General features: G+C 42.8%; 16 protein-coding genes. 9 read left to right on the forward strand and 7 right to left on the reverse strand.

Going from position 1 to position 20,821, the window contains the following annotated elements:
• Positions 1–8: 8 nt before the first annotated feature.
• A complete protein-coding gene (rlmD, locus tag AAC147_RS11925) occupies positions 9–1,376 on the reverse strand; it encodes a 23S rRNA (uracil(1939)-C(5))-methyltransferase RlmD (protein ID WP_047681293.1) in 1,368 nt (455 codons plus the stop codon).
• A gap of 53 nt (positions 1,377–1,429) precedes the next feature.
• On the opposite strand from rlmD, the gene AAC147_RS11930 reads away from it, so the two are divergent.
• On the forward strand, positions 1,430–3,778 hold the full coding sequence (locus AAC147_RS11930) for an ATP-binding protein (RefSeq protein WP_047681296.1): 2,349 nt from the start codon (positions 1,430–1,432) through the stop codon (positions 3,776–3,778).
• Here AAC147_RS11930 and dgt read toward each other — a convergent pair.
• Positions 3,771–5,306, reverse strand: coding sequence for a dGTPase (gene dgt / locus AAC147_RS11935; RefSeq protein WP_047681299.1), 1,536 nt, complete (start codon positions 5,304–5,306; stop codon positions 3,771–3,773). The genes AAC147_RS11930 and dgt overlap by 8 nt on opposite strands.
• 137 nt (positions 5,307–5,443) lie before the next feature.
• On the opposite strand from dgt, the gene mtnN reads away from it, so the two are divergent.
• Positions 5,444–6,142 (forward strand): 5'-methylthioadenosine/S-adenosylhomocysteine nucleosidase, encoded by a 699-nt coding sequence (gene mtnN, locus AAC147_RS11940; RefSeq protein WP_047681301.1) that lies wholly within the window; start codon positions 5,444–5,446, stop codon positions 6,140–6,142.
• 318 nt (positions 6,143–6,460) lie between these two features.
• Here mtnN and AAC147_RS11945 read toward each other — a convergent pair whose 3' ends face one another.
• Entirely contained in the window at positions 6,461–7,564 is a 1,104-nt protein-coding gene (locus tag AAC147_RS11945; protein ID WP_047681304.1) for a hypothetical protein, read from the reverse strand.
• 637 nt (positions 7,565–8,201) lie between these two features.
• Here AAC147_RS11945 and AAC147_RS11950 point away from each other — a divergent pair.
• The 3 genes from AAC147_RS11950 (at position 8,202) to btuF (ending at position 10,229) form a co-directional block, all read left to right on the forward strand.
• Positions 8,202–8,510, forward strand: a complete 309-nt coding sequence (locus AAC147_RS11950) for a hypothetical protein (RefSeq protein WP_047681306.1) — start codon at positions 8,202–8,204, stop codon at positions 8,508–8,510.
• Between the two features lie 84 nt (positions 8,511–8,594).
• A complete protein-coding gene (locus tag AAC147_RS11955; protein ID WP_047681309.1) occupies positions 8,595–8,903 on the forward strand; it encodes a hypothetical protein in 309 nt (102 codons plus the stop codon).
• Positions 8,904–9,377: 474 nt separating this feature from the next.
• Complete coding sequence (btuF, locus tag AAC147_RS11960) at positions 9,378–10,229, forward strand: vitamin B12 ABC transporter substrate-binding protein BtuF (protein ID WP_081989006.1); 852 nt, start codon at positions 9,378–9,380, stop codon at positions 10,227–10,229.
• 107 nt (positions 10,230–10,336) lie between these two features.
• Here the strand turns inward: btuF and erpA are convergent, their stop codons facing one another.
• Complete coding sequence (gene erpA, locus AAC147_RS11965) at positions 10,337–10,681, reverse strand: iron-sulfur cluster insertion protein ErpA (protein ID WP_047681311.1); 345 nt, start codon at positions 10,679–10,681, stop codon at positions 10,337–10,339.
• Positions 10,682–10,961: 280 nt separating this feature from the next.
• On the opposite strand from erpA, the gene hemL reads away from it, so the two are divergent.
• Positions 10,962–12,245 (forward strand): glutamate-1-semialdehyde 2,1-aminomutase, encoded by a 1,284-nt coding sequence (gene hemL / locus AAC147_RS11970; RefSeq protein ID WP_047681314.1) that lies wholly within the window; start codon positions 10,962–10,964, stop codon positions 12,243–12,245.
• Between the two features lie 51 nt (positions 12,246–12,296).
• Here hemL and AAC147_RS11975 read toward each other — a convergent pair whose 3' ends face one another.
• The 3 genes from AAC147_RS11975 to hrpB all read right to left on the reverse strand — a co-directional run bounded on the left by AAC147_RS11975 (position 12,297) and on the right by hrpB (position 18,180).
• Positions 12,297–13,037, reverse strand: a complete 741-nt coding sequence (locus tag AAC147_RS11975; RefSeq protein WP_047681316.1) for a sulfite exporter TauE/SafE family protein — start codon at positions 13,035–13,037, stop codon at positions 12,297–12,299.
• Positions 13,038–13,180: 143 nt separating this feature from the next.
• The gene (gene mrcB / locus AAC147_RS11980) at positions 13,181–15,646 is read right to left on the reverse strand and encodes a bifunctional glycosyl transferase/transpeptidase (protein WP_047681318.1); all 2,466 of its coding nucleotides are present in this window, start codon (positions 15,644–15,646) and stop codon (positions 13,181–13,183) included.
• Between the two features lie 32 nt (positions 15,647–15,678).
• The gene (gene hrpB / locus AAC147_RS11985) at positions 15,679–18,180 is read right to left on the reverse strand and encodes an ATP-dependent helicase HrpB (protein WP_047681320.1); all 2,502 of its coding nucleotides are present in this window, start codon (positions 18,178–18,180) and stop codon (positions 15,679–15,681) included.
• A gap of 166 nt (positions 18,181–18,346) precedes the next feature.
• Here hrpB and sfsA point away from each other — a divergent pair, with 166 nt between their 5' ends.
• From sfsA to gluQRS, 3 genes are all read left to right on the forward strand, one after another.
• Complete coding sequence (gene sfsA / locus AAC147_RS11990; protein ID WP_047681322.1) at positions 18,347–19,057, forward strand: DNA/RNA nuclease SfsA; 711 nt, start codon at positions 18,347–18,349, stop codon at positions 19,055–19,057.
• A gap of 194 nt (positions 19,058–19,251) precedes the next feature.
• Positions 19,252–19,707 (forward strand): RNA polymerase-binding protein DksA, encoded by a 456-nt coding sequence (gene dksA, locus AAC147_RS11995; RefSeq protein WP_038269417.1) that lies wholly within the window; start codon positions 19,252–19,254, stop codon positions 19,705–19,707.
• A 57-nt stretch (positions 19,708–19,764) separates the two neighbouring features.
• On the forward strand, positions 19,765–20,679 hold the full coding sequence (gluQRS, locus tag AAC147_RS12000) for a tRNA glutamyl-Q(34) synthetase GluQRS (RefSeq protein ID WP_052189523.1): 915 nt from the start codon (positions 19,765–19,767) through the stop codon (positions 20,677–20,679).
• Positions 20,680–20,821 lie beyond the last annotated feature (142 nt).

The following is a 20,821-nucleotide window of genomic DNA, read 5'->3' on the forward strand; positions in this document are numbered from 1 at the left end:
ATTTCTCCCTACTCGATGGTCATCAGCTCACGGCAGTACAGTGCCATGGACTCCAGATGACCGGTGTGCGGAAACATATCCAGCATCCGCACACTAACAAGATGATAACCGGCCTCTAGCAAAACTTTGCTATCCCGTGCCAAAGTTGTGGGATTACAAGAAACGTAAACCACTTTTTCAGGGGCCAGTTTTACTATATGTGACATGACGCCCGCAGCACCAGCACGGGCAGGATCCAACAACACTTTATTGAACCCCTGCGCTGCCCAAGGCTGCTGATGAATATCTGATTCCAGATTTTCATGGAAAAAACTGACGTTATTAAGTCCATTTAACCGAGCATTATATTGTCCACTTGCAACCAATGCCGCAACGCCTTCCACACCGACAACTGCCTGTACTTTAGTGGCTATCGGCAGCGTAAAGTTCCCCATTCCGCAGAAAAGATCTAATACCCGATCTTCTGGCTGTAAGTCCAGCCACGACAAGGCCTGAGCCACCATTTGTTGATTAACTTCATCATTAATCTGAATAAAATCCCGTGGACTGAAAACCAGCTTCAAACCATCCACCTGATACCACGGCTCAGATTGTCCTTCCGCTGAATGTTCAGGAGACAACGTTCCAAGAGACAACAGCTCAAGGGATTTTTCATCACCAGCCAGATAAATCGCGACCTTATACTGCTCAGAAAAAATGCGCAGTGTCTCTCTGTCTTCATGCTTTATGGGGTCAAGATGACGTAAAACAACTAATGGGCTATTATTCGCCAGAATTAATTCAACATGTCCCAGTCGCTTAACGGCTTTCAGGCTGTTTAAACACAGAGATAATGGCTGTAACAATTTTTCCAGTTCAGGGTGCATTACCGGACAATGTTTGACATCCACCAAATCGTTGGTTTGGCTCTGACGAAAGCCCATCAATAAATTACGCTGTTTGACTTGATATTTCAGGCCGAGCCTTGCCCGACGCCGATACCCATATTCCGGGCTGTGGATAATGGGCTGAGCACTGATACTGACCCCTGTTTCCCGCTGGATCAGATGTTCAAGCACACCGGCTTTAGTTTTAGCTTGTAATTCAGCCGCAACATGTTGCTGTTGACAGCCTCCACACACCTTGAAATGCGGGCAACGCGGTTCCACACGAAATGGGCTGTCTGATAACCGTTTTACTACCTTAGCTTTAGCAAACTGGCGTTTTTCTTCTGTCAGTTGAATTTGTGCCTGCTCACCGGGCAATAGCCCCTGGATAAAAATCGTTTTTCCCTGATGACAGGCAATACCCTGCCCTTGAGCATCAAGATTATCTGCGGTAACTGAAATAATACCTGGGTTTACGGAGCGGCGGTTTGGAGAGTAAAATTGCACCATGATTCTGACTGACTTTGAAAAATTGAGTTTTGATTTTCCCACAATGGACGCTTATGACCAAATATAGCCTACGCACCCGTATGATGAGCCTGATTTTGGTTCCTGTTCTACTGGTCGGAACGCTTGTGAGTATATCATTTATCTCATACCGCTATTATGAGTTGAAGAGCCTGATAGTTCGTAGTGGTATCAGCATTATTGAGCCTTTATCCATTGCCAGTGAGGTGGGGATAAATCTGGATAACAGTAAGCGCGTAAAATCATTGATAAATAGCCTTCATCACCGCAATTCCGAAGTCGTTATGGCTATTGCGATTTTCGATGAACATCATAAATTATTCGAAATTTCCAATGATAAATATGATGTCGATCTACTGCGCCTCAGACCAAATGATCCCATACCGACAACACTGACTAAAGAAGAAGATAGTAATAGTATCGTCCTGAAAATGCCGATTATCTCGGAAACCAATTCTGCTCATGAGGAGCGCAATCCTATCAACAATGCAACTCCTATCGGTTATATTGCCATTGATCTGGATTTACGGGCTGCCCAGCTTCAGCAATACAAAGAAATCGCAACTTCTATCATCCTGCTGATCCTTTGCCTTGGAGGCACTGCGCTATCTGCCCATATTTTGGTATGTAAGGTGACAGAACCCCTGGATTGTATGGTGAAAGCGGTTAACCGTATCCGTCAGGGGCAGTTAGACACGCGAGTCACAGGTGCCATGCCGGGAGAATTATCTGCGCTCCAGAACGGGATCAATACGGTGGCAAAATCCTTGTCAAAGTATAAAGATGAGATGCAACTGCATATCGATCAAGCCACTTCTGACCTGCAAATTACGATGGAGCAGTTAGAAATCCAAAATGTTGAATTGACTATTGCCAAGAAACGGGCACAAGAAGCTGTCAGGATAAAAACAGAATTTCTGGCGAATATGTCCCACGAATTACGCACGCCACTCAACGGCGTCATTGGGTTTACCCGCCAGATGTTGAAAACACCAATAACATCTCAACAGGCTGAATATCTTTATGTCATTGAGCGTTCTGCTAATAATCTACTGAAAATTATCAATGACATTCTGGATTTTTCACGTCTGGAGTCCAATAAACTGATACTGGATCAGGTTCCCTTTCTGCTGCGTGACACCGTCAACGAAGTTATCGAATTACTGACACCTTCTGCCAATGTGAAAAATCTTCCTCTGTATCATTACATTGATGACAAGTTGCCAAATCTGATGATTGGTGATCCCATCCGCTTGCAGCAAATACTCACTAACTTAATTGGCAATGCCATTAAATTCACGGACAAAGGCAGTGTTACGCTGGAAATCAAACTGCGTCAACAGAGACACCATATGGTACACATTGATTTTACCGTGACCGATACCGGCATTGGTATTAAATCAGAATATCGCCCTATTCTGTTTCAGGCATTCAATCAGGCTGATGCGAGTATTACCCGCCATTATGGTGGTACTGGGTTAGGATTGAGTATCACCAAAAAGCTGGTGAATGAAATGAACGGAGAAATCGATTTTACCAGCGAGCCCACTAAAGGGACGGTATTTTATTTTGATATCTGGCTGGAAAAAGAAGATATCCTGTTGGGCTTTTTGCCAGAACGTTTGCCTCAGACTCCCGCGTTCCCCCGTTTGTCTATGACAGTCATGGCGGTAGATGATAACCCGGCCAATTTGAAATTAATTGGCGCACTCTTAAATGAACAAGTGGAAAATACCATTTTATGCAGTAGTGGTATGGAAGCCCTGCAAGTAGCGGAGAAACACCCATTAGATCTCATTCTGATGGATATTCAAATGGCGGATATGGATGGCATTCAAACTTCAGAACAGATCCACCGAATACCTGAGCATAAACAGACACCGATTATTGCTGTCACTGCTTTTCTCTGTGATGAAACTCGCAATAGAGACCATTCACCTTTTACCGACTGTCTGTCTAAACCATTGGATGAAGTTCGCTTAAAAGCCCTGCTGAATCAATACAGCCCGACAAAAAAGCCACAAGCTATCGATTGGCGACTGGCATTACAACAAACTGCGGGTAAAGAATCATTGGCGCGGGAAATGTTAGAGATGTTCGTGCAGCCTCTGCCAGAAATGAAGGCCATGATTGAGCAAGCTTTAACTTCAGAAGGTGAATCTCACCGCAAACAATTTGCCCATCACGTTCATAAATTACATGGTAGCTGCTGCTACAACGGTGTCCCCAAACTAAAAGCGATTTGTGAACTCATTGAGAAACAGTTGAAACAGGGGACTCCTCTGGCCGATTTAGAGCCGGAATTGCTGGAGTTCATTGATGAGATAAACCACGTGATTGCGGCAGCTCCTGAGATATTAAGAACTGCCAAAGAGCTTACTTAGATACCATAAACTTACGATATTCCTCGTAAGCATAATGGTCTGTCATGCCACTGATGTAGTCCTGAATGAGACGAGCACGATAGTAAAATTCGAGCACATCTTTCTCAGCTTCATCAGTAGTGACGATCCCCTCTACAGCCTCGTTATAAGCCAGCCGATGTTTGGCGGAAAGTTTGTGCAACAGGCGCGTTTCAATAAAATATTTTTTGTGGAAATTATTTCGGTGTAATTCCAGAAAATCCTGTCGTGATAATTCCAGCAATGGGCTATATACATTCAATAAGCCAGTAATAATTCGGTAGCCCTGCAACTCCAACTCTTCCACTTCCGGGTGATTAAATACCCGCTTCCGCGTAACGCTTTTTAATGTACTCAATAAACGATGCTCTTCGCCGTTAGCTTCCAGCAAAGCATGATTGAAAGTTCCTGCGTAAATTTCAGGCAGATGATCAATAAAACGTTGAGCCGTATAGGGAACCAGCCGCCCGGTAATAAATACGCGCAGATACATAAAAAACTGTTCATGAATATTACGGCGGGCTTCATTATTGGTTGTTTTTTTATAAGCCTGAGTAACTGTCAATTCAAACAGATCACCTTTTCTGTAACCGCCATTTTCCTCCCACTCCTGTTTTAAATACCCCACCAATTGCTCAACATTGAAAATCCCCTTTTCAACAGCATCATCCAGATCTGCGATACAATAAGAGATATCATCTGCGGCCTCCATAATATATGTCAGTGGAAAACGGCAGAATTCCCCTAATTGCAGCTCTTTTTTTAATTCACCGATAAAACTGTCTTCTGACCAGTAATAACCTTTTTTCTTCATCAGATAACTGAATTCTGCCGGAGATTCTTCAAGGCGGTAAGCCGGGCAAGTGTATTTCAGAATACAACCAATTTGGGCATAAGTCAGATTCAGTTTAAGCAGGCTGTGCGCCAATCGGATGGCCTGAGCATTACCTTCAAACTGGCATAGATCCATACGTAATTGGCGACGAAACCGATCTTTTTTCTCTTCACCACATAAACGTAACGCTGCGACCTGACATTTATCTTGTCGATTGGCATGGTCAGTGGACTCAGGTAAAAATTCAGGATCGAGCCGACGGGAAAACCAATCCTTAATTGCCGCCTCACCAAAATGACCAAATGGGGGATTGCCGATATCGTGCATCAAACAGGCCATCTCAATCAGGCTTTCAAAAGCAATCAAACGCTCATTCAGACCATATTTTTCCAATAAATTCTTTTTTGCCAATTCTGCAATAATCGTTTTTGAGATATAACGACCAATCTGCTGGACTTCCAATGAATGGGTTAATCGGCTACGCACGGAGGCATTACGTTCCAATGGAAACACTTGTGTTTTCTGCTGCAAGCGCCGAATAGCTGCCGAATTGATGATACGCCCGCGATCACTTTCAAACTGACGATTTACCTGCTCCTCGTCAGCAGAATGCATGGAAGTGTGTCTGTATTTACGCTGGAAATTCAATTTTTGCTTGAAATCAATCTTAGGCATCAATCCCCCCATACCGAATAATACGATTATTTATAGCCGGAATCTCCGGCAAACGGTTATTCAATGATACACTTCGGTTTAAATCAGGCCTATTCCGGTAGGCACAACCCATTAATAACAAAAGTGAGTATGACACAATGAAAGTAGGTGTAATAGGTGCAATGGAACAAGAAGTGACTTTGTTACGCGACCAGATTGATGGTCTGCAAACATTGTCACGGGGTGGCTGTGAGATCTATACCGGTAAGCTGAATGGTGTTGACGTCGCTTTGCTGAAATCCGGTATCGGTAAAGTCTCTGCCGCACTGGGAACCACCTTGTTGATTGAACACTGCCAGCCGGATATTGTGATTAATACAGGTTCCGCAGGCGGTCTTGATCCTAAACTGAAAGTGGGCGATATCGTAGTGTCGGAAGAAGTACGTTACCACGATGCGGATCTCACCGCCTTTGGTTATGAGCCGGGTCAAATGGCACAATGCCCTCCTGCTTTTATTGCTGATATTCAATTAATTTCTTTAGCCGAAAAATGTATCCAGTCCCTTAATCTGAACGCAGTTCGTGGCCTGGTGTGTAGTGGCGATGCTTTTATCAATGGCTCAGAGCCATTAGCGCGTATCCGGGCTACTTTCCCGACAGTCGCTGCGGTTGAAATGGAAGCCGCAGCCATTGGCCACGTTTGTCACCAATATAAAGTACCTTTCGTTGTGGTTCGCGCTATCTCTGACGTTGCGGATCAGGAATCTCACATCAGCTTTGATGAGTTTCTGGTTGTTGCTGCACGTGAATCCACCCGAATGATCAATGCCATGCTGACTGAACTCAGTAAACAGTAACCGATTAGAGCCTAATGGAATAGGCTCTAATACGACTGAAAGCTCTACCAACTCAGATGACAAATAATACTTGTCCTCTTTTCTACCTATTGTTTTTTCCACCTATTTTAATGTATTCGTGAAAGTCACTGGCTAAATCTGGTCGTATCGAAACCAATCATGAAAGTCACTATCATGATAGCTAAAAAAGCTGTTTTTCTTTCTTACTATGCCTATGCGCCCTATGTACGTACCAAATTTATTTTCATAAATCATCTTTCTCTTCTTTCAGAACAAAGCAGTCATGTTCTGTTCTGCCCTGAATTCAATTATGGCTGATTAATAAAGAATACTTCCCTCCAAAAAACATGAAGCGTTCCGATCAATCAAACATTCACAGTTCTCACCCATTACACCAAGTGCAGTCAACCACATTTCTTCGAGTCGTGCTCTTGCCATATTAGCCCCCTTTTCCCGCGCAAGGAGTGACATTATATAAGTCGTTCCAGAAACGGTATAACCAGCTAGTTTTAACCGAGCACACTTTTCTGCCAGTAAATCTGGACTTTCCCTCATTTCGCTTAATGTCTTACGAATGAAATCATGTTGTGTAGCCATTTCTGCAACAATTTTGGAATTCAGGAAAGAATTTCTGGATACTTCATTTTTAATGAGATAATCAAGGGAAGACATCAAGTGATAACTTTCCATTGGCTTGATAACTGAGACATCTGTGCCATGCCATATATCCATTAATGACCAAAGATCCATTTCCTCTACATTACCAGGTTGTATCTTTTGTCCAGTATTATGACCTATGCTGTCAAGGTAAACATATGCTATGCTTGTTTCACTATTTTGTGAGAACGAAAATATTTTTGTATTATTTCCCCCTTCGACAATTCCTTTTTTTGTTAATTTAACTTCTTCCAGAATACGTCCTAAAGTAATTACTCCATACACATGGTTACGAGATAATATGTATCCAACACGCTCTAATAAAGTGTAAGTCTTTTCTCTATCAAAAGATTTATGATCGCGTAAAATCCCCCACTGACCATCTGATGTTAAAGCTAAACCGAAAGGATCGACAATAAGCTTTATCGGTAAATGTTTTATTTCCTGCTGTATCAGCGAAAGTATCGTTTCAAACGTTGTCATGCTCTCATTAATATCATTGAGATCTCCGGCATGAGAGATAAAACGCAGGGATATGTACTGTATGCCCAGATGACTCACACGTATAATTTCATCTACAGCCTTTTTCCATCCATAAGTAAAATAACCTGGTAATCCTTTTGCTGGCTTTAGTGCATTTCTATCTAAATCTAAGCTAACATCAATAGTTTGAGAAAGAAAATCCGGGGTTATTTTGTGAATACTTTCAGAAAATATCCGACGGGAAAAATGGGGCTCCAGTAAAGCATATTCAATACTAACCATAATATATTCCTGTTTGTTTAGCCAAAACCTCTACCTTTGGAAAATATTTTTAATTTAAATAGAAATTAGTTTCAACTTTTTTAAGAACATATTAAATAATACATTAATTATATTTTGATAAACTAATCAAAGAAAAATGAAAAACATACTTTACAAAAAAACCACTTTATTACGAACGTTAATTATGAGGAAATCTCCAGTAATTGGCAAATATTAAATATCATATAAAAAAGATAATAAAAATTATCTTAGATCAAGACAATTAAATTCTTTATTAAATCTATATAGGGATAGAGTAACGTATTAACATTACTAGACAATACTGAATTTATAGCATCTGACACCTTTGCTGAAAGCATTTTATTTCTGATGTTCATTATTTAACACTTATCGATCTGTTACTATTGTTATATTATTACTATTGTATATATTAGCCCGTCTGATTGCTTTTATTGCTACCTGTTAGGTTTACCTGGGTAAGGGAGAGAGGTATCAATGTATTACTTATGTAATAAATATTAAGGTGATAAGTTCATGCTATTTGAATGAAGTTTCTATATATTGGTGTTTCTATCATTTTTTCATGATAAGACTCTTTTTATTTCTCTAATATATATGATATTGATAGAGGTTCGATATGAATAAAGATACAATGGATTATAATGTCCCTGATGAACCATATTATGGACCATTTACAGTAGATGGAAATGTTATTTATATAGATGTTGCAGCACCTAATATAGATAATGTATATGTTACTATAGAGAATCTAGATACAAGAAAAGCCATTTATGATGCTCAATTAGTCGATGGTATAAATGGGGTAGTTGGATCTAAATTACTTTCAGTTTTAGAAATGGCTTTTGTATATGATAAGAAAGTGAGAGTGATGGGGTATGCCGATAAGAGAGGTAACTTTATAGAATCGGTAGTTATATATAAATGATAAACTAGAGTTAACTAACTGCTTTTTTACATAAAAAATAAATTTTAATCTTGTTAAAAGATATAATATGTAGAGGAATTAAAAATGAATAAAAATGAAAAAGATTCTAATAATTTTGAAGAGCAAAAAAGTTCAGTTAGTGGGTATGTTGCTTCCATTCATGTTGCATCTCCTGTTGCAAGTAATATATCTGTTAAAATAGTTGATGCATATAACAATACATTACTTGAGGATGGTCTACTAACCTATGGAATAAATTCAAGCCCTGGTGAACAATTATTAAAAATTTTAGAATTAGCTTTAGTACATAATAAAATAGTGAAGGTAACGAAACATATACATGAAGGAACAGATTATATAGATCATATAGCGTTGATCAGAGATTTAAGTTAATAAAAACATCTAATAAAGTAATCCTCTGAGTCACGGGGATTATTTTTTTAAAACCAGCAAACGGGGCTATATCGATACAATTACCCTGTTTACGATTTCCACAACACCCTAAAATTCGTTATCTGGTAGTTACCAAACGAAACAGGAAACTGCCAGACTATGTTTGAACCGTTACATGTATTCCTATGCGTTTAACCAAAACCTCTACCTTTGAAAAATATTTTTTAATTTAATATCTAATTAACTTAAAAATAGGTTCTGTGTTAGATAGTTAGATTACTTATTAAAAATAGTATTTATGCCTGATGAAATCCCCTATACCCTATGAATCTCAGTATTCAGTGGTTGCACCTCGAAATCTATAGTCATTTTCTTTAGTTGTAACATTGATTACAGCAATATGGCTATTGCCATCGATGAGAACATCTGCTTACAGAACAATTAGAACTGTAACACTAACATGGAGCATAAATAATGAAATCATTTTGGAAAAATGCCTCTCATCACTCTACCTCGATAACATTTTCATTTCTTCTATACAGCTTTTTATACATTTTCAGTACCCCACTTTATGCGGCGGCATCCCGTGTTATCAGCCTTGCTCCTTCCACAACTGAGCTTGCCTATGCGGCAGGAATGGGTGACCAGCTTGTCGCAGTCAGTGCTTACTCCGATTATCCTGAAGCTGCGAAAAAACTGGAGCAAGTCGCAGACTGGCAAGGCATCAATGTTGAAAGGATCATTGCCCTGAAACCTGATTTAATTCTGGCATGGCGAGGGGGTAATCCCCAAAGACCACTGGAACAACTCGCGGCGTTAGGCATTCCGATTTTTTATTCTGATGTGAAAAAAGTAGAAGATGTTGCAACAGATTTAGAGCGCCTGGCAGCCTACAGCCCACAGCCTGATATAGCCAAAAAATCTGCTGCGGATATCCGGCAAAAATTTAACCAACTAAAACAGACTTATGCCGGCTCAAATCCTAAACCCGCATTTATACAATTTGGCATGAATCCGATTTTTACCTCATCCCGCCATTCTATTCAAAGTGAAATTGTTTCCGTATGCGGAGGAAGAAATATATTTGCCGATAGCTCAGTTCCGTGGCCTCAGGTTAATCGTGAGCAAGTTCTTGTCCGTAAGCCAGAAGTCATTGTGATGGGTGGAACCGAAGAGCAAAAACAGAAAGTCGCAGAATTTTGGCAGCCACAATTAAACGCCAGAATTATTATTCTTAACGATGATTGGTTCAGCCGAGCCGGGCCGAGGATTATTTTGGCAACAGAGCAATTATGTCAACAGTTAAACGATGTTGAACGGAGATAAGCGATAAACAATAGAGCAAGGGTAATGACAATAAACATGAGGGCAATGAAAACATTGCCCTCATGTTTTGGATTTGATGAATAAAATTTGATGAATAAATAGTGAAATCAGATGCTAAAAGAAGAACCACAACCGCAAGTGGTTTTTGCATTCGGGTTGGTGACAATAAAGCGAGAACCTTCCAATCCTTCGGTATAATCGACGCTACCACCTACCAGATATTGCAGGCTCATCGGGTCAACTACCAGCTCAACACCTTGTTTCTGAATTGTTAGATCACCTTCGTTGATTTGGTCATCGAAAGTGAAACCATACTGGAAACCGCTACAACCACCACCTGTAATATAGACCCGCAAACGCAGGTTCGGGTTATCTTCATCTGCAACCAATACCTTAACTTTGTTGGCTGCGGCATCAGTAAACTGCAAAGGTAGTGCAGCATCATCGCTCATATTTTTACTCCAGTCGGGTTTTCCGGTAAAAGTTCTCGGAAAGTTGTTGTATACCCAATAGAAAAGGTATAAACCTTCTGATCAGTTAACGGTGATTATCTAATACCTGACTGATTCGTTCAAGTTTTTGCCATATATACCCTATGGATTTCAGGATGCAGGGTATACACGATGTCCCCCCACTCTATTCCTATGATTTAGTCTTATGATTTGGCTTACCTATTGGGGTCATTTAAAATGGCGGCTTCATATACCCATCGTCTTTCAGGAGCATTTATTAATGAGCCAGTCCGAAACACTTTACTCTCAGGCAAAACATGTCATCCCCGGTGGTGTTAACTCTCCGGTACGTGCTTTTAACGGCGTTGGCGGTACACCTGTTTTTATCCAACGTGCCGATGGTGCCTATCTTTATGATGTCGATGGTAACACCTATATCGATTATGTTGGTTCGTGGGGGCCGATGGTTCTCGGACATAACCATCCTGCCATTCGTAATGCCGTCATTGAAGCCGCTGGACATGGCCTGAGCTTTGGTGCTCCAACGGCTGCCGAAGTAGAAATGGCCAAACTAGTAACAGAACTCGTTCCCTCTATGGATATGGTTCGCATGGTGAATTCAGGTACAGAAGCGACCATGAGCGCCATTCGTCTGGCACGAGGCTATACTCAGCGCGATAAGATCATCAAATTCGAAGGTTGCTATCACGGTCACGCAGACTGTTTGCTGGTAAAAGCAGGCTCTGGCGCTCTGACCATCGGGCAACCCAATTCGCCGGGAGTGCCTGCCGATTTTGCCAAACATACTCTGACCTGTATCTACAATGATCTGGATTCAGTACGTGCCGCCTTCGAAAAATACCCGGAAGAAATTGCCTGTATTATCGTCGAACCTGTCGCCGGAAATATGAACTGTATTCCTCCACAGCCGGAATTTTTACCGGGACTGCGTAAACTGTGTGATGAATTCGGTGCTTTGCTGATTATTGATGAAGTTATGACCGGGTTCCGTGTTGCTTTAGGTGGAGCGCAAGAATATTACAGTGTTGAACCAGATCTCACCTCTCTTGGAAAAATCATCGGGGGTGGCATGCCTGTAGGTGCGTTTGGTGGCCGTCAGGAAATCATGGAAAAACTGGCACCAACCGGCCCGGTTTATCAAGCCGGAACGCTTTCCGGTAACCCTATCGCGATGGCTGCCGGTCTGGCTTGCCTGAAAGAAGTTGCCCAGGTTGGTGTTCATCAGCGTCTGAGTGAACTGACTGACAAATTAGCATCTGGCCTGAAAAATGCGGCATCAGAAGCGGGCATTCCTCTGGTGATTAATCATGTTGGCGGTATGTTTGGTATTTTCTTTACTGACGCAGAAAGCGTTACCTGCTATCAAGATGTGATGAAATGTGATGTTGAACGCTTTAAGAAATTCTTCCATCTAATGCTGGATGAAGGCGTCTATCTGGCTCCATCCGCATTTGAAGCGGGCTTTATGTCCATCGCTCACTCAGATGAAGATATCCAGCGTACCGTGAATGCAGCAGCTCATTGTTTTGCTAAATTGAAGTAATCTGCTTCCTCCATAACATGACAATAATATTGTGGTGTTATGGATTATTGCTTACACCAAACCCCGTACCGCCTGAATTGCAGACATTACTGCCAATACACCTAACAGAATGAGCATCAACCAGCGGAAATGCTGCGCACTAATTCGTGTTCTCAGGCGAGTACCAATAAAGAGAAAAAGGACAGATAACCCTATGAGTAACAGTACAGGCCACAAATAATCCGAAGAAAATAATTCGAATGCCTCATTACGCAATACCACCAATTGGCTGAATTTTCCGAGCAAAAAACAGAGATTCGCTGCCCGTGCAATTTCGTGAAGATCATTGCTCATCGCCAGCAGACACATGATCAATATGGGTGACATAGCATTTGTCGCTCCGCCAATGACACCCGCCACCAAACCAAATAGCGCCAAAATAATCGGACTTGCAGGTAAACGAAAATTATCACTGCGTACATTATTAATAATGTAAAACCCAATGAATCCACTCAGCAGTAATTGAAGATAGGCAGGATTAATCAGAAATAAAAGTTTCGCCCCAATAAAACTACCTAATAATGAAAAGAGCGCCAGTAAACTGTATTTATGTAATATTGGGCCAATTTTTCCACCTGAAATCACACTTAACACATTAACCAACAATGTTGGCCATAATGCTAAGACTACTGCTTCTTTCAAAGGCATAAATAAACTTAATGCGGTTGTACTGGCAATAGGAAAACCAATACCACTGATACCATGTAATAATGCAGCGGTAATAAATAGCAGGGATAGGATAATAATATTCATAGCTTAGCTTCCACTAAGTATCACCTCGCCCAATTATCAACCTTAGATCTATTTTTCGACAAAACAACATCACCATGCTCATTTTTCCAATTCCCCACTTCTCAAGAGTGGGGAATTGCATTTTAACACTGCTCAATTACAGGTTATTGCCCAAACATCTCACGCAACCAGCCCAGTGCCTCTTCTTTACCTTCCTCAATTGGCGGCTGCACAGATTGCTGACATAACGCTTGTGGGTTATCCGTCCAAACCGGTAACATTCTGATACCATTTCCAGCACAGTTAAAGGCGCCATCTTCATTAACTGTCATATCAACAATACCTTCTGGTGGACGGTTATTCAGAGCCAATGGTGTTTCATTTGCCAGATAACGTTCGTAAATCTTCAATGCTCCTGTTGCTCCCGTCAGTTTGGTCGGGCCGTTGTTATCAAGACCAGTCCAGACAATCGCCACTTCCTTACCATCAATCCCGGCAAACCAGGTGTCACGCAGATCATTGGTCGTTCCCGTTTTCCCCGCCAGATTATATTTGCCATATTTTCCGGTCAGTGAACGGCCCGTTCCCCGCGCAACAACTTGCTGCATACCATATAACGTCAAATAAGCGGCTTGGGCAGGTACAGCTCTTTCCGCCTGTGGATAACTTTGGTAAACCACGGTGCCATCCTCAGCAATGATAGAACGCAGTGCGGAGAGTTTAGCCCGATTTCCTCCACTGGCAATGGTCTGAAACTCCTGAGCCATTTCCATCGGAGTCAGGTTGATAGCTCCCAACAACATTGCAGGTACTTTCTGGATTTCTTTAGCCGGAATGCCCAGTAACACTAAGGTATTAGCAATATGATCCAACCCCACATCCAGCCCCAAATTGACTGTCGGGATGTTGATTGAACGTGCCAACGCATCTATCAACATCACTCGTTCGCTGAAATTACGGCTAAAGTTCCTCGGTTCCCATGGTTTACCACCAGCCTGAGGGATTGAGATAGGTTCATCCGCCAGCCAAGTGTTCAGACGATATTTATCGGGTTCACTCAATGCAGTCAGATAAGTTGCCGGCTTGGCAAGCGAGCCGATTAAGCGACGAGCATCCATCGCACGGTTAAAACCCGCATATTGTGGCTGCGAGCCACCAACCATCGCCCGGACTTCGCCACTGAAACGGTCAACAACGACCATCGCCCCCTCTAAATTAGGCACATTACGCGACTTGCGCAGATCAGCAATACCTTGTTCTATTGCTTTCTCCGCTGCATCCTGTGCAACCGGATCTAATGTAGTAAAGATTTTTACACCGGATAAATCATTAACTTTATCACCTAGCTTTTGCTGTAATTCCTGACGCACCATCTGCATAAATGCAGGCTGTGGTGTTATTACATCACTTTTGGGTTTTACACCGAGTGGACGAGCGCTTAGCAAGTCATATAGCTCCTGATCAATCACTTTTCGATTCTGGAGGATCTTCAATACAACATTACGGCGTTTCAGTGCGGTTTTAGGATTACGCCACGGGTTATACCACGAAGCCCCTTTAACCATCCCTACCAATAATGCTTGCTGATCCAGACTCAGTTCATCAATCGGACGACCGAAATAATAAAGACTCGCTAATGGGAAACCGCGGATCTGCTCATTACCACTTTGCCCTAAGTTAACTTCATTCAGGTAGAGTTCAAGAATGCGATCCTTGCTGTAGCGTGCATCCAGCAATAATGCCATTAAGGCTTCATTGGCTTTACGGCTTAAGGTACGTTCATTAGTCAGAAATAAATTTTTAACTAACTGCTGAGTTAAGGTACTTCCCCCCTGAACTGCACGGCCTGCCAGCAGGTTTTCCAGCGCTGCACGAACAATCGAAAGGGGTCTGATGCCGTCATGCTCGTAGAAATAACGATCTTCCGTTTCTAATAATGTCTGAACCAGTAAATCAGGAAAGCCGGAACGCGGAACAAACAGGCGCTGCTCACCATTCGCAGATTGCATCATCGTGATCAGTTTTGGATCAAGACGGAAGAAACCAAACTGACGCTGGTTTTCCATATTTTCAATGCTGGCCAAGTGATTGTCATTGAAAGTTAAACGAGCCTGAATTTGCCCCTCTTTACCATCAGGAAAATCAAAAGGCCGACGCAACATTTCAATACCATTGCCCCTGACCACAAACTCACCTGCGCGGGTTATTTTAGTCACCTGCCGATACTGCATACCTTCCAATAACCGAACCATTTCAGCCTTACTGTAATTCATGCCCGGCTCAAGGTTTACCATACGGCCATATACCGCAGCAGGAAGATCCCAAACTTTGCCATCAATGCGATGGCGAATTTTGTTATCCAAATAAAAACCATATATAACAATGAGTACTGTCAACACAATAAAGATTTTCAATAGCAGCAGCCAGACCCATTTTCCCCGCCTTTTTATCTGCGAGGATTTGTTCCCTTTTTTCGTCATGACTCCATCCTCATCGTCGTTATCATTTTCGCCTTCAAAATCATCATAGTCATAATCATCCCGCCGATGACGTTTATTCGCCTGACGCCCACGACGATGTCCCGATTTTTTACCCTTACGTCCGATTGGCTGACGATCATCATCAGACATACCGAATTCTCCAATTAAATGTTTTTAAACGATCAAATATATTTTTTCACGCGCCTTGTCGGTGCTGTGTTAGCAGGATCATCTGGCCATAAGTGCTTGGGATAACGCCCTTTCATCTCTTTTTGTACCTCTCGATAAGCTCCCCGCCAAAATGCCGCGAGATCTTGGGTGATCTGCAATGGACGATGAGCCGGAGACAACAACTCAACAACGACAGGAATTCGCCCTTTCGCCAAAACCGGATTTTGCTGCTCGCCGTACATTTCCTGCATTCTGACTGATAATACGGGTGGCTTATCGTAGAAATATTCAATGCTGATCCGGCTTCCAGTTGGCACAGTGTAATTAGTAGGCAATTCATTATCCAGTGTTTGCCGCTGCTGCCAATCAAGAAGAGTCACAAGAGCTGATGACAGCTCAATTTGTCGCAATCTCTTCAAATCTTGCACATGTTCCATTTCCAATGCGGGTTGCAGCCACTGTTCAAGAGAATCCAATAAAGCATCATCATCAACAGCAGGCCATTCAATTTCCGGCAGCCATTCTGCGGCCCGTTGCAAACGAATTCGCAACTGCGATGCTTCCTGTGACCAAGCCAGAGCTGCCAGTCCCTCCTGTCGAACCCAATTCAGCAGGGCTTCCTGCCATTCAGTCGCAGAAGGTTTTGCCAAAGGCTGTGCTTTAACCGTCAAACGTCCACATTTCAGCCGCTTCCATGCACGCAGCGTTCCCTTATTATCATCCCATTCAATCACTGTCTGTTCTGTAAACAAAGCAGGATATTGCCTGATTATTTGTTCAATATTCAACGGACAGGCAAGCAGAATGCGTGCATCCGGTGTTTTGCTACCTTGCTGCAATGCCGGTGCTATCAGCCATGTTTCACCTGAAAGCGACTCTTCCCGCTCCAGTACAGCACCCAAGCCAATAGCAAGTTGAAAACGCCCAAAATTGTCACGATTTTTCGCAATTCGGTCAGGAAAACCCTGTACCAATAACTCAGGCACATACTCCAGATTAATGTGGTTAGTCTCCGCAACAGTATTATCTGCCAGGCTTCTGACCAGACTTTTGAATAGCTGTTTTGCCCGTTGCTGCCAATGAGACTGATTGGAGGTGAGACAATGGACGAGATCCGGTTGCCCCCATCGTGGCGGCTCCTCAAGGATCGCAACCAGTTTCGCTGCTGTTGCCAGTGCATCTCCTGCCGATTCTTTCTCCGCACATGATCCTTTATCCGAACACCACTCTCTTGCCAGACATAAAATAGCGGCCAAACGAGGCTCACAACCGGATTCAGTCATTCGCCAACCACGGGCAGTTAATTGTTGCTTATCATCCAATGCTCCCAATCGAGTAAGCAGAGATTGGGCTACAGCCAGGGCAGCTTGTGGTGGATTGTCTAACCAATGTAATTGGCCACTGTCACGACATCCCCACTGCAATAAAGAAAGCAGCAAGTTACTCAAATCTGAATGCAGAATTTCCGGTTCACTGTGCTCTGTAGCACGCTCAGCCTGCTCTTGACTAAATAAATGCCAACATACGCCAGCTTCCAACCTGCCCGCCCGACCCGCTCGTTGAATCATTGATGCCTGACTGATGCGTTGGGTAATCAAACGGGTTAAACCGCTCTTTGGTTCAAATCGGCTGGTACGTTCCAGACCACTATCCACCACCAGACGAATTCCCTCAATCGTCAGACTGGTTTCTGCAATATTAGTCGCCAGTACCACCTTACGCATTCCTGCCGGAGCAGGCGCTATTGCTTTGCGCTGTTCTGCTAGTGATAAAGCGCCATATAGTGGGCACAATAATGTATCGTTATTAACTTTGCCCTCCAACTGAGCCAATACACGCTGAATTTCCCCCGCTCCGGGTAAAAATAGCAGTAAGGAGCCTGTCTCCTGCTGCAATAAACGTAATACTGAGGAAGCCACTGCTTGTTCAAAAGGCAGATGGGCAGGAAGTGGATGGTAACTTCTCACCACTGGATAACTACGGCCTGCTGATACAACCACAGGTGCTTCAGGTAACAGAGAAGAAAGGCGCTGATTATCCAGCGTGGCTGACATAATCAGAATGCGCAAATCATCGCGCAGCCCTTCCTGCACATCCAGCAACAGAGCCAGCGCAAGATCGGCCTGTAAGCTGCGTTCGTGAAATTCATCAAGAATGACGAGAGAGACATCACTCAATTCAGGATCTTGTTGCAGCATCCGGGTCAAGATCCCCTCGGTCACTACTTCAAGGCGTGTGGAAGCACTGACTTTAGCCTCCGAACGCATTCGGTAACCTACCGTCATACCTACTGGTTCATTCAATTGCTCTGCCAGACGTTCAGCAACACTACGCGCTGCAAGACGTCGTGGTTCCAACATAATAATGCGTCCACTAAACCGGGTATTATTCAGGATTGCCAGCGGTAATCCGGTTGATTTTCCTGCGCCTGTCGGAGCATGTAATAAAACCTGTTTTGAGGTCTCCAACTGCGTTATGACAGAGTCTACAACGTCATAAATAGGTAATAACAAAGGCTCACCATAGCAATTAACTTTCAAGGGCTGTCATTGTAGCATTGGCGATTTTAATTTCAGTTCACGTTTAATTTCATCTTCATGTTTAATTTTAGTTCATGCTCAAGTGACTTCATGCATATGACTTAATGATAGTGAACCTGTTAGTTATAAAGGAAAGTTTATGGAATTTTCTCCACCATTGAAGCCTGCGACATTAATTCGTCGCTATAAACGTTTTCTGGCAGATGTCCTCACTCCAGAAGGTGAAACGCTCACCATACACTGTGCCAATACCGGCGCGATGACAGGCTGTGCAACTCCCGGAGATACCGTGTGGTATTCCACATCAGACAATCCTAAGCGTAAATATCCCAATAGCTGGGAGCTGACACAAACTCAAAACGGGCATTGGATTTGCGTGAATACACTGCGAGCTAATGATCTGGTTTATCAATCTATTGAAAAAAATCTAATTTCAGAATTATCCGGCTACGAAAAAATCAACCGCGAAGTGAGCTATGGAAAAGAGAAAAGCAGGATAGATTTATTGTTAGAGTCAAAACAAAAAGTTAATTGCTATATTGAAATAAAATCGGTCACCTTATTGCAAGACAATAAAGGATATTTCCCTGATGCTGTGACAATTCGTGGGCAAAAACATTTACGTGAACTATCATTGATAGCGCAACAGGGACAACGTGCTGTCCTGTGCTTTGCTGTTTTACATTCCGGTATCAGTCAAGTGATGGCAGCAAAACATATTGACCACGATTATGCTTTTCTTTTGGAACAAGCATGCAATTTAGGGGTCGAAGTAATTTGTTACGGGGCCAGCATGACAGAAAACAGGATGGTTCTAAGTCACAAATTGCCTTTTGTATCAATAGGATGATTTGTAAACAGATCATGCTAATGAGGTAAGTTTTGCAACATATTTAGGCAGTAAACACGGCTGCCTTCACACCATTGCAAAACTAATGGTAGGAATAATTGCCAACCTCGCAGTCATCTGCTATTTATAGCGGCCTATTTTTTCCCCCTACTGTTGGGGGGTCGTTTGATAGTGCGTGTGTAAGGAGAAGCATTATGCAAGAAGGGCAAAAACGTAAAACCTCGTCCTTGAGCATTCTCGCCATCGCTGGGGTAGAACCTTACCAGGAAAAGCCAGGCGAAGAATACATGAACGATGCCCAGTTAACGCATTTCAAGCTGATTCTGGAAGCATGGCGCAATCAACTCAGGGATGAAGTAGACCGTACTGTATCTCATATGCAAGATGAGGCAGCGAACTTCCCTGATCCGGTTGACCGTGCGGCGCAAGAAGAAGAATTCAGTCTTGAATTACGTAATCGGGATCGTGAACGTAAGTTGATCAAGAAGATCGAAAAAACGCTGAAGAAAGTCGAAGATGATGACTTCGGCTATTGTGAATCCTGTGGGGTTGAAATCGGCATTCGTCGTTTAGAAGCTCGCCCTACAGCTGATTTATGTATTGACTGTAAAACGTTAGCTGAAATTCGCGAAAAGCAAATGGCTGGCTAACTGATGGGTTGAATACGGCGCTGAAAGGCGCCGTATACTCCCTTAACTGACCCTGACATGACTCAATCCGAATACTTTCCATTGGATAAACATCCTCCGTTGTATATTGGGCGTTTTGCGCCATCCCCATCTGGCGATCTCCATTTTGGTTCTCTGGTGACAGCACTGGGCAGTTACTTACAGGCGCGTGCTTACCAAGGAAAATGGCTGATGCGGATTGATGACATCGATCCTCCGCGAGAAGTTTCCGGCTCAGCAGATAGGATATTACAGGCATTAGAGCACTACGGCCTTCACTGGGACGGAGAAGTACTGTACCAATCCCAACGTCACGACGCTTACCGGGAGATACTTGAGCAGCTACTACAACAGGGGAACAGTTATTACTGTAACTGTACCCGCCAGCGCATTCAGCATTTGGGCGGATTTTATGATGGTTTCTGCCAGCATTTACACCTGCCAACCCGTAATGCCGCCATTCGCCTGCAACAACAGTATCCCGTTTATAGTTTTTACGACAAATTACAGGGAAATATCACCGTATCTGCAAAAATGGCTGAAGAAGATTTCATTATCCATCGCAAAGATGGTTTATTTGCCTATAATCTTGTCGTTGTTATTGACGATAACTATCAAGGCATCACTGAAATTGTCAGAGGAGCAGATTTGATCGAACCTACCGTTCGCCAAATATCCTTATATCGGTATCTGAATTTTAAAACGCCAGATTATGTACATTTGCCTCTTGTATTAAATAAAGAGGGCAATAAACTTTCCAAGCAAAATCATGCAAAACCGATCCCTCTTGATGATCCACGTCCATTGCTTATTGATGCGTTATCATTTTTAAACCAACCAACCATCGCAGGCTGGCAAGATCTCACCACAGATCAATTATTAAAACAGGCTATCATTGGTTGGAATATAAATCATGTTCCGCCCCAAAACATAATCAATAGACAATTTAAATAAAGTGTTGCTATTGGCACTGCAAGCATTCTCAAAGAATGTCCAGTAAGTTATGATTAGCGGCTGTTTTTTTGTTTTAATTTGATTCGTCACTATCGAGGTGTACCATTTTTAACCGAGTAGCAACTTTCTGCCGTAATTTGCT

It is taken from the genome of Xenorhabdus sp. NBAII XenSa04 (assembly GCF_963866145.1).
Classification (GTDB): Bacteria; Pseudomonadota; Gammaproteobacteria; order Enterobacterales; family Enterobacteriaceae; genus Xenorhabdus; species Xenorhabdus indica.

What these genes read in the sequence shown, in the direction of transcription:
- AAC147_RS11975 (WP_047681316.1), bottom strand. Translation starts at nt 13,037, where the DNA reads ATGAATATTATTATCCTATCCCTGCTATTTATTACCGCTGCATTATTA.
- rlmD (WP_047681293.1), bottom strand. Translation starts at nt 1,376, where the DNA reads ATGGTGCAATTTTACTCTCCAAACCGCCGCTCCGTAAACCCAGGTATT.
- erpA (WP_047681311.1), bottom strand. Translation starts at nt 10,681, where the DNA reads ATGAGCGATGATGCTGCACTACCTTTGCAGTTTACTGATGCCGCAGCC.
- mrcB (WP_047681318.1), bottom strand. Translation starts at nt 15,646, where the DNA reads ATGTCTGATGATGATCGTCAGCCAATCGGACGTAAGGGTAAAAAATCG.
- AAC147_RS11955 (WP_047681309.1), top strand. Translation starts at nt 8,595, where the DNA reads ATGAATAAAAATGAAAAAGATTCTAATAATTTTGAAGAGCAAAAAAGT.
- AAC147_RS11930 (WP_047681296.1), top strand. Translation starts at nt 1,430, where the DNA reads ATGACCAAATATAGCCTACGCACCCGTATGATGAGCCTGATTTTGGTT.
- sfsA (WP_047681322.1), top strand. Translation starts at nt 18,347, where the DNA reads ATGGAATTTTCTCCACCATTGAAGCCTGCGACATTAATTCGTCGCTAT.
- hemL (WP_047681314.1), top strand. Translation starts at nt 10,962, where the DNA reads ATGAGCCAGTCCGAAACACTTTACTCTCAGGCAAAACATGTCATCCCC.
- dksA (WP_038269417.1), top strand. Translation starts at nt 19,252, where the DNA reads ATGCAAGAAGGGCAAAAACGTAAAACCTCGTCCTTGAGCATTCTCGCC.
- gluQRS (WP_052189523.1), top strand. Translation starts at nt 19,765, where the DNA reads ATGACTCAATCCGAATACTTTCCATTGGATAAACATCCTCCGTTGTAT.
- mtnN (WP_047681301.1), top strand. Translation starts at nt 5,444, where the DNA reads ATGAAAGTAGGTGTAATAGGTGCAATGGAACAAGAAGTGACTTTGTTA.
- dgt (WP_047681299.1), bottom strand. Translation starts at nt 5,306, where the DNA reads ATGCCTAAGATTGATTTCAAGCAAAAATTGAATTTCCAGCGTAAATAC.
- btuF (WP_081989006.1), top strand. Translation starts at nt 9,378, where the DNA reads ATGAAATCATTTTGGAAAAATGCCTCTCATCACTCTACCTCGATAACA.
- AAC147_RS11945 (WP_047681304.1), bottom strand. Translation starts at nt 7,564, where the DNA reads ATGGTTAGTATTGAATATGCTTTACTGGAGCCCCATTTTTCCCGTCGG.
- AAC147_RS11950 (WP_047681306.1), top strand. Translation starts at nt 8,202, where the DNA reads ATGAATAAAGATACAATGGATTATAATGTCCCTGATGAACCATATTAT.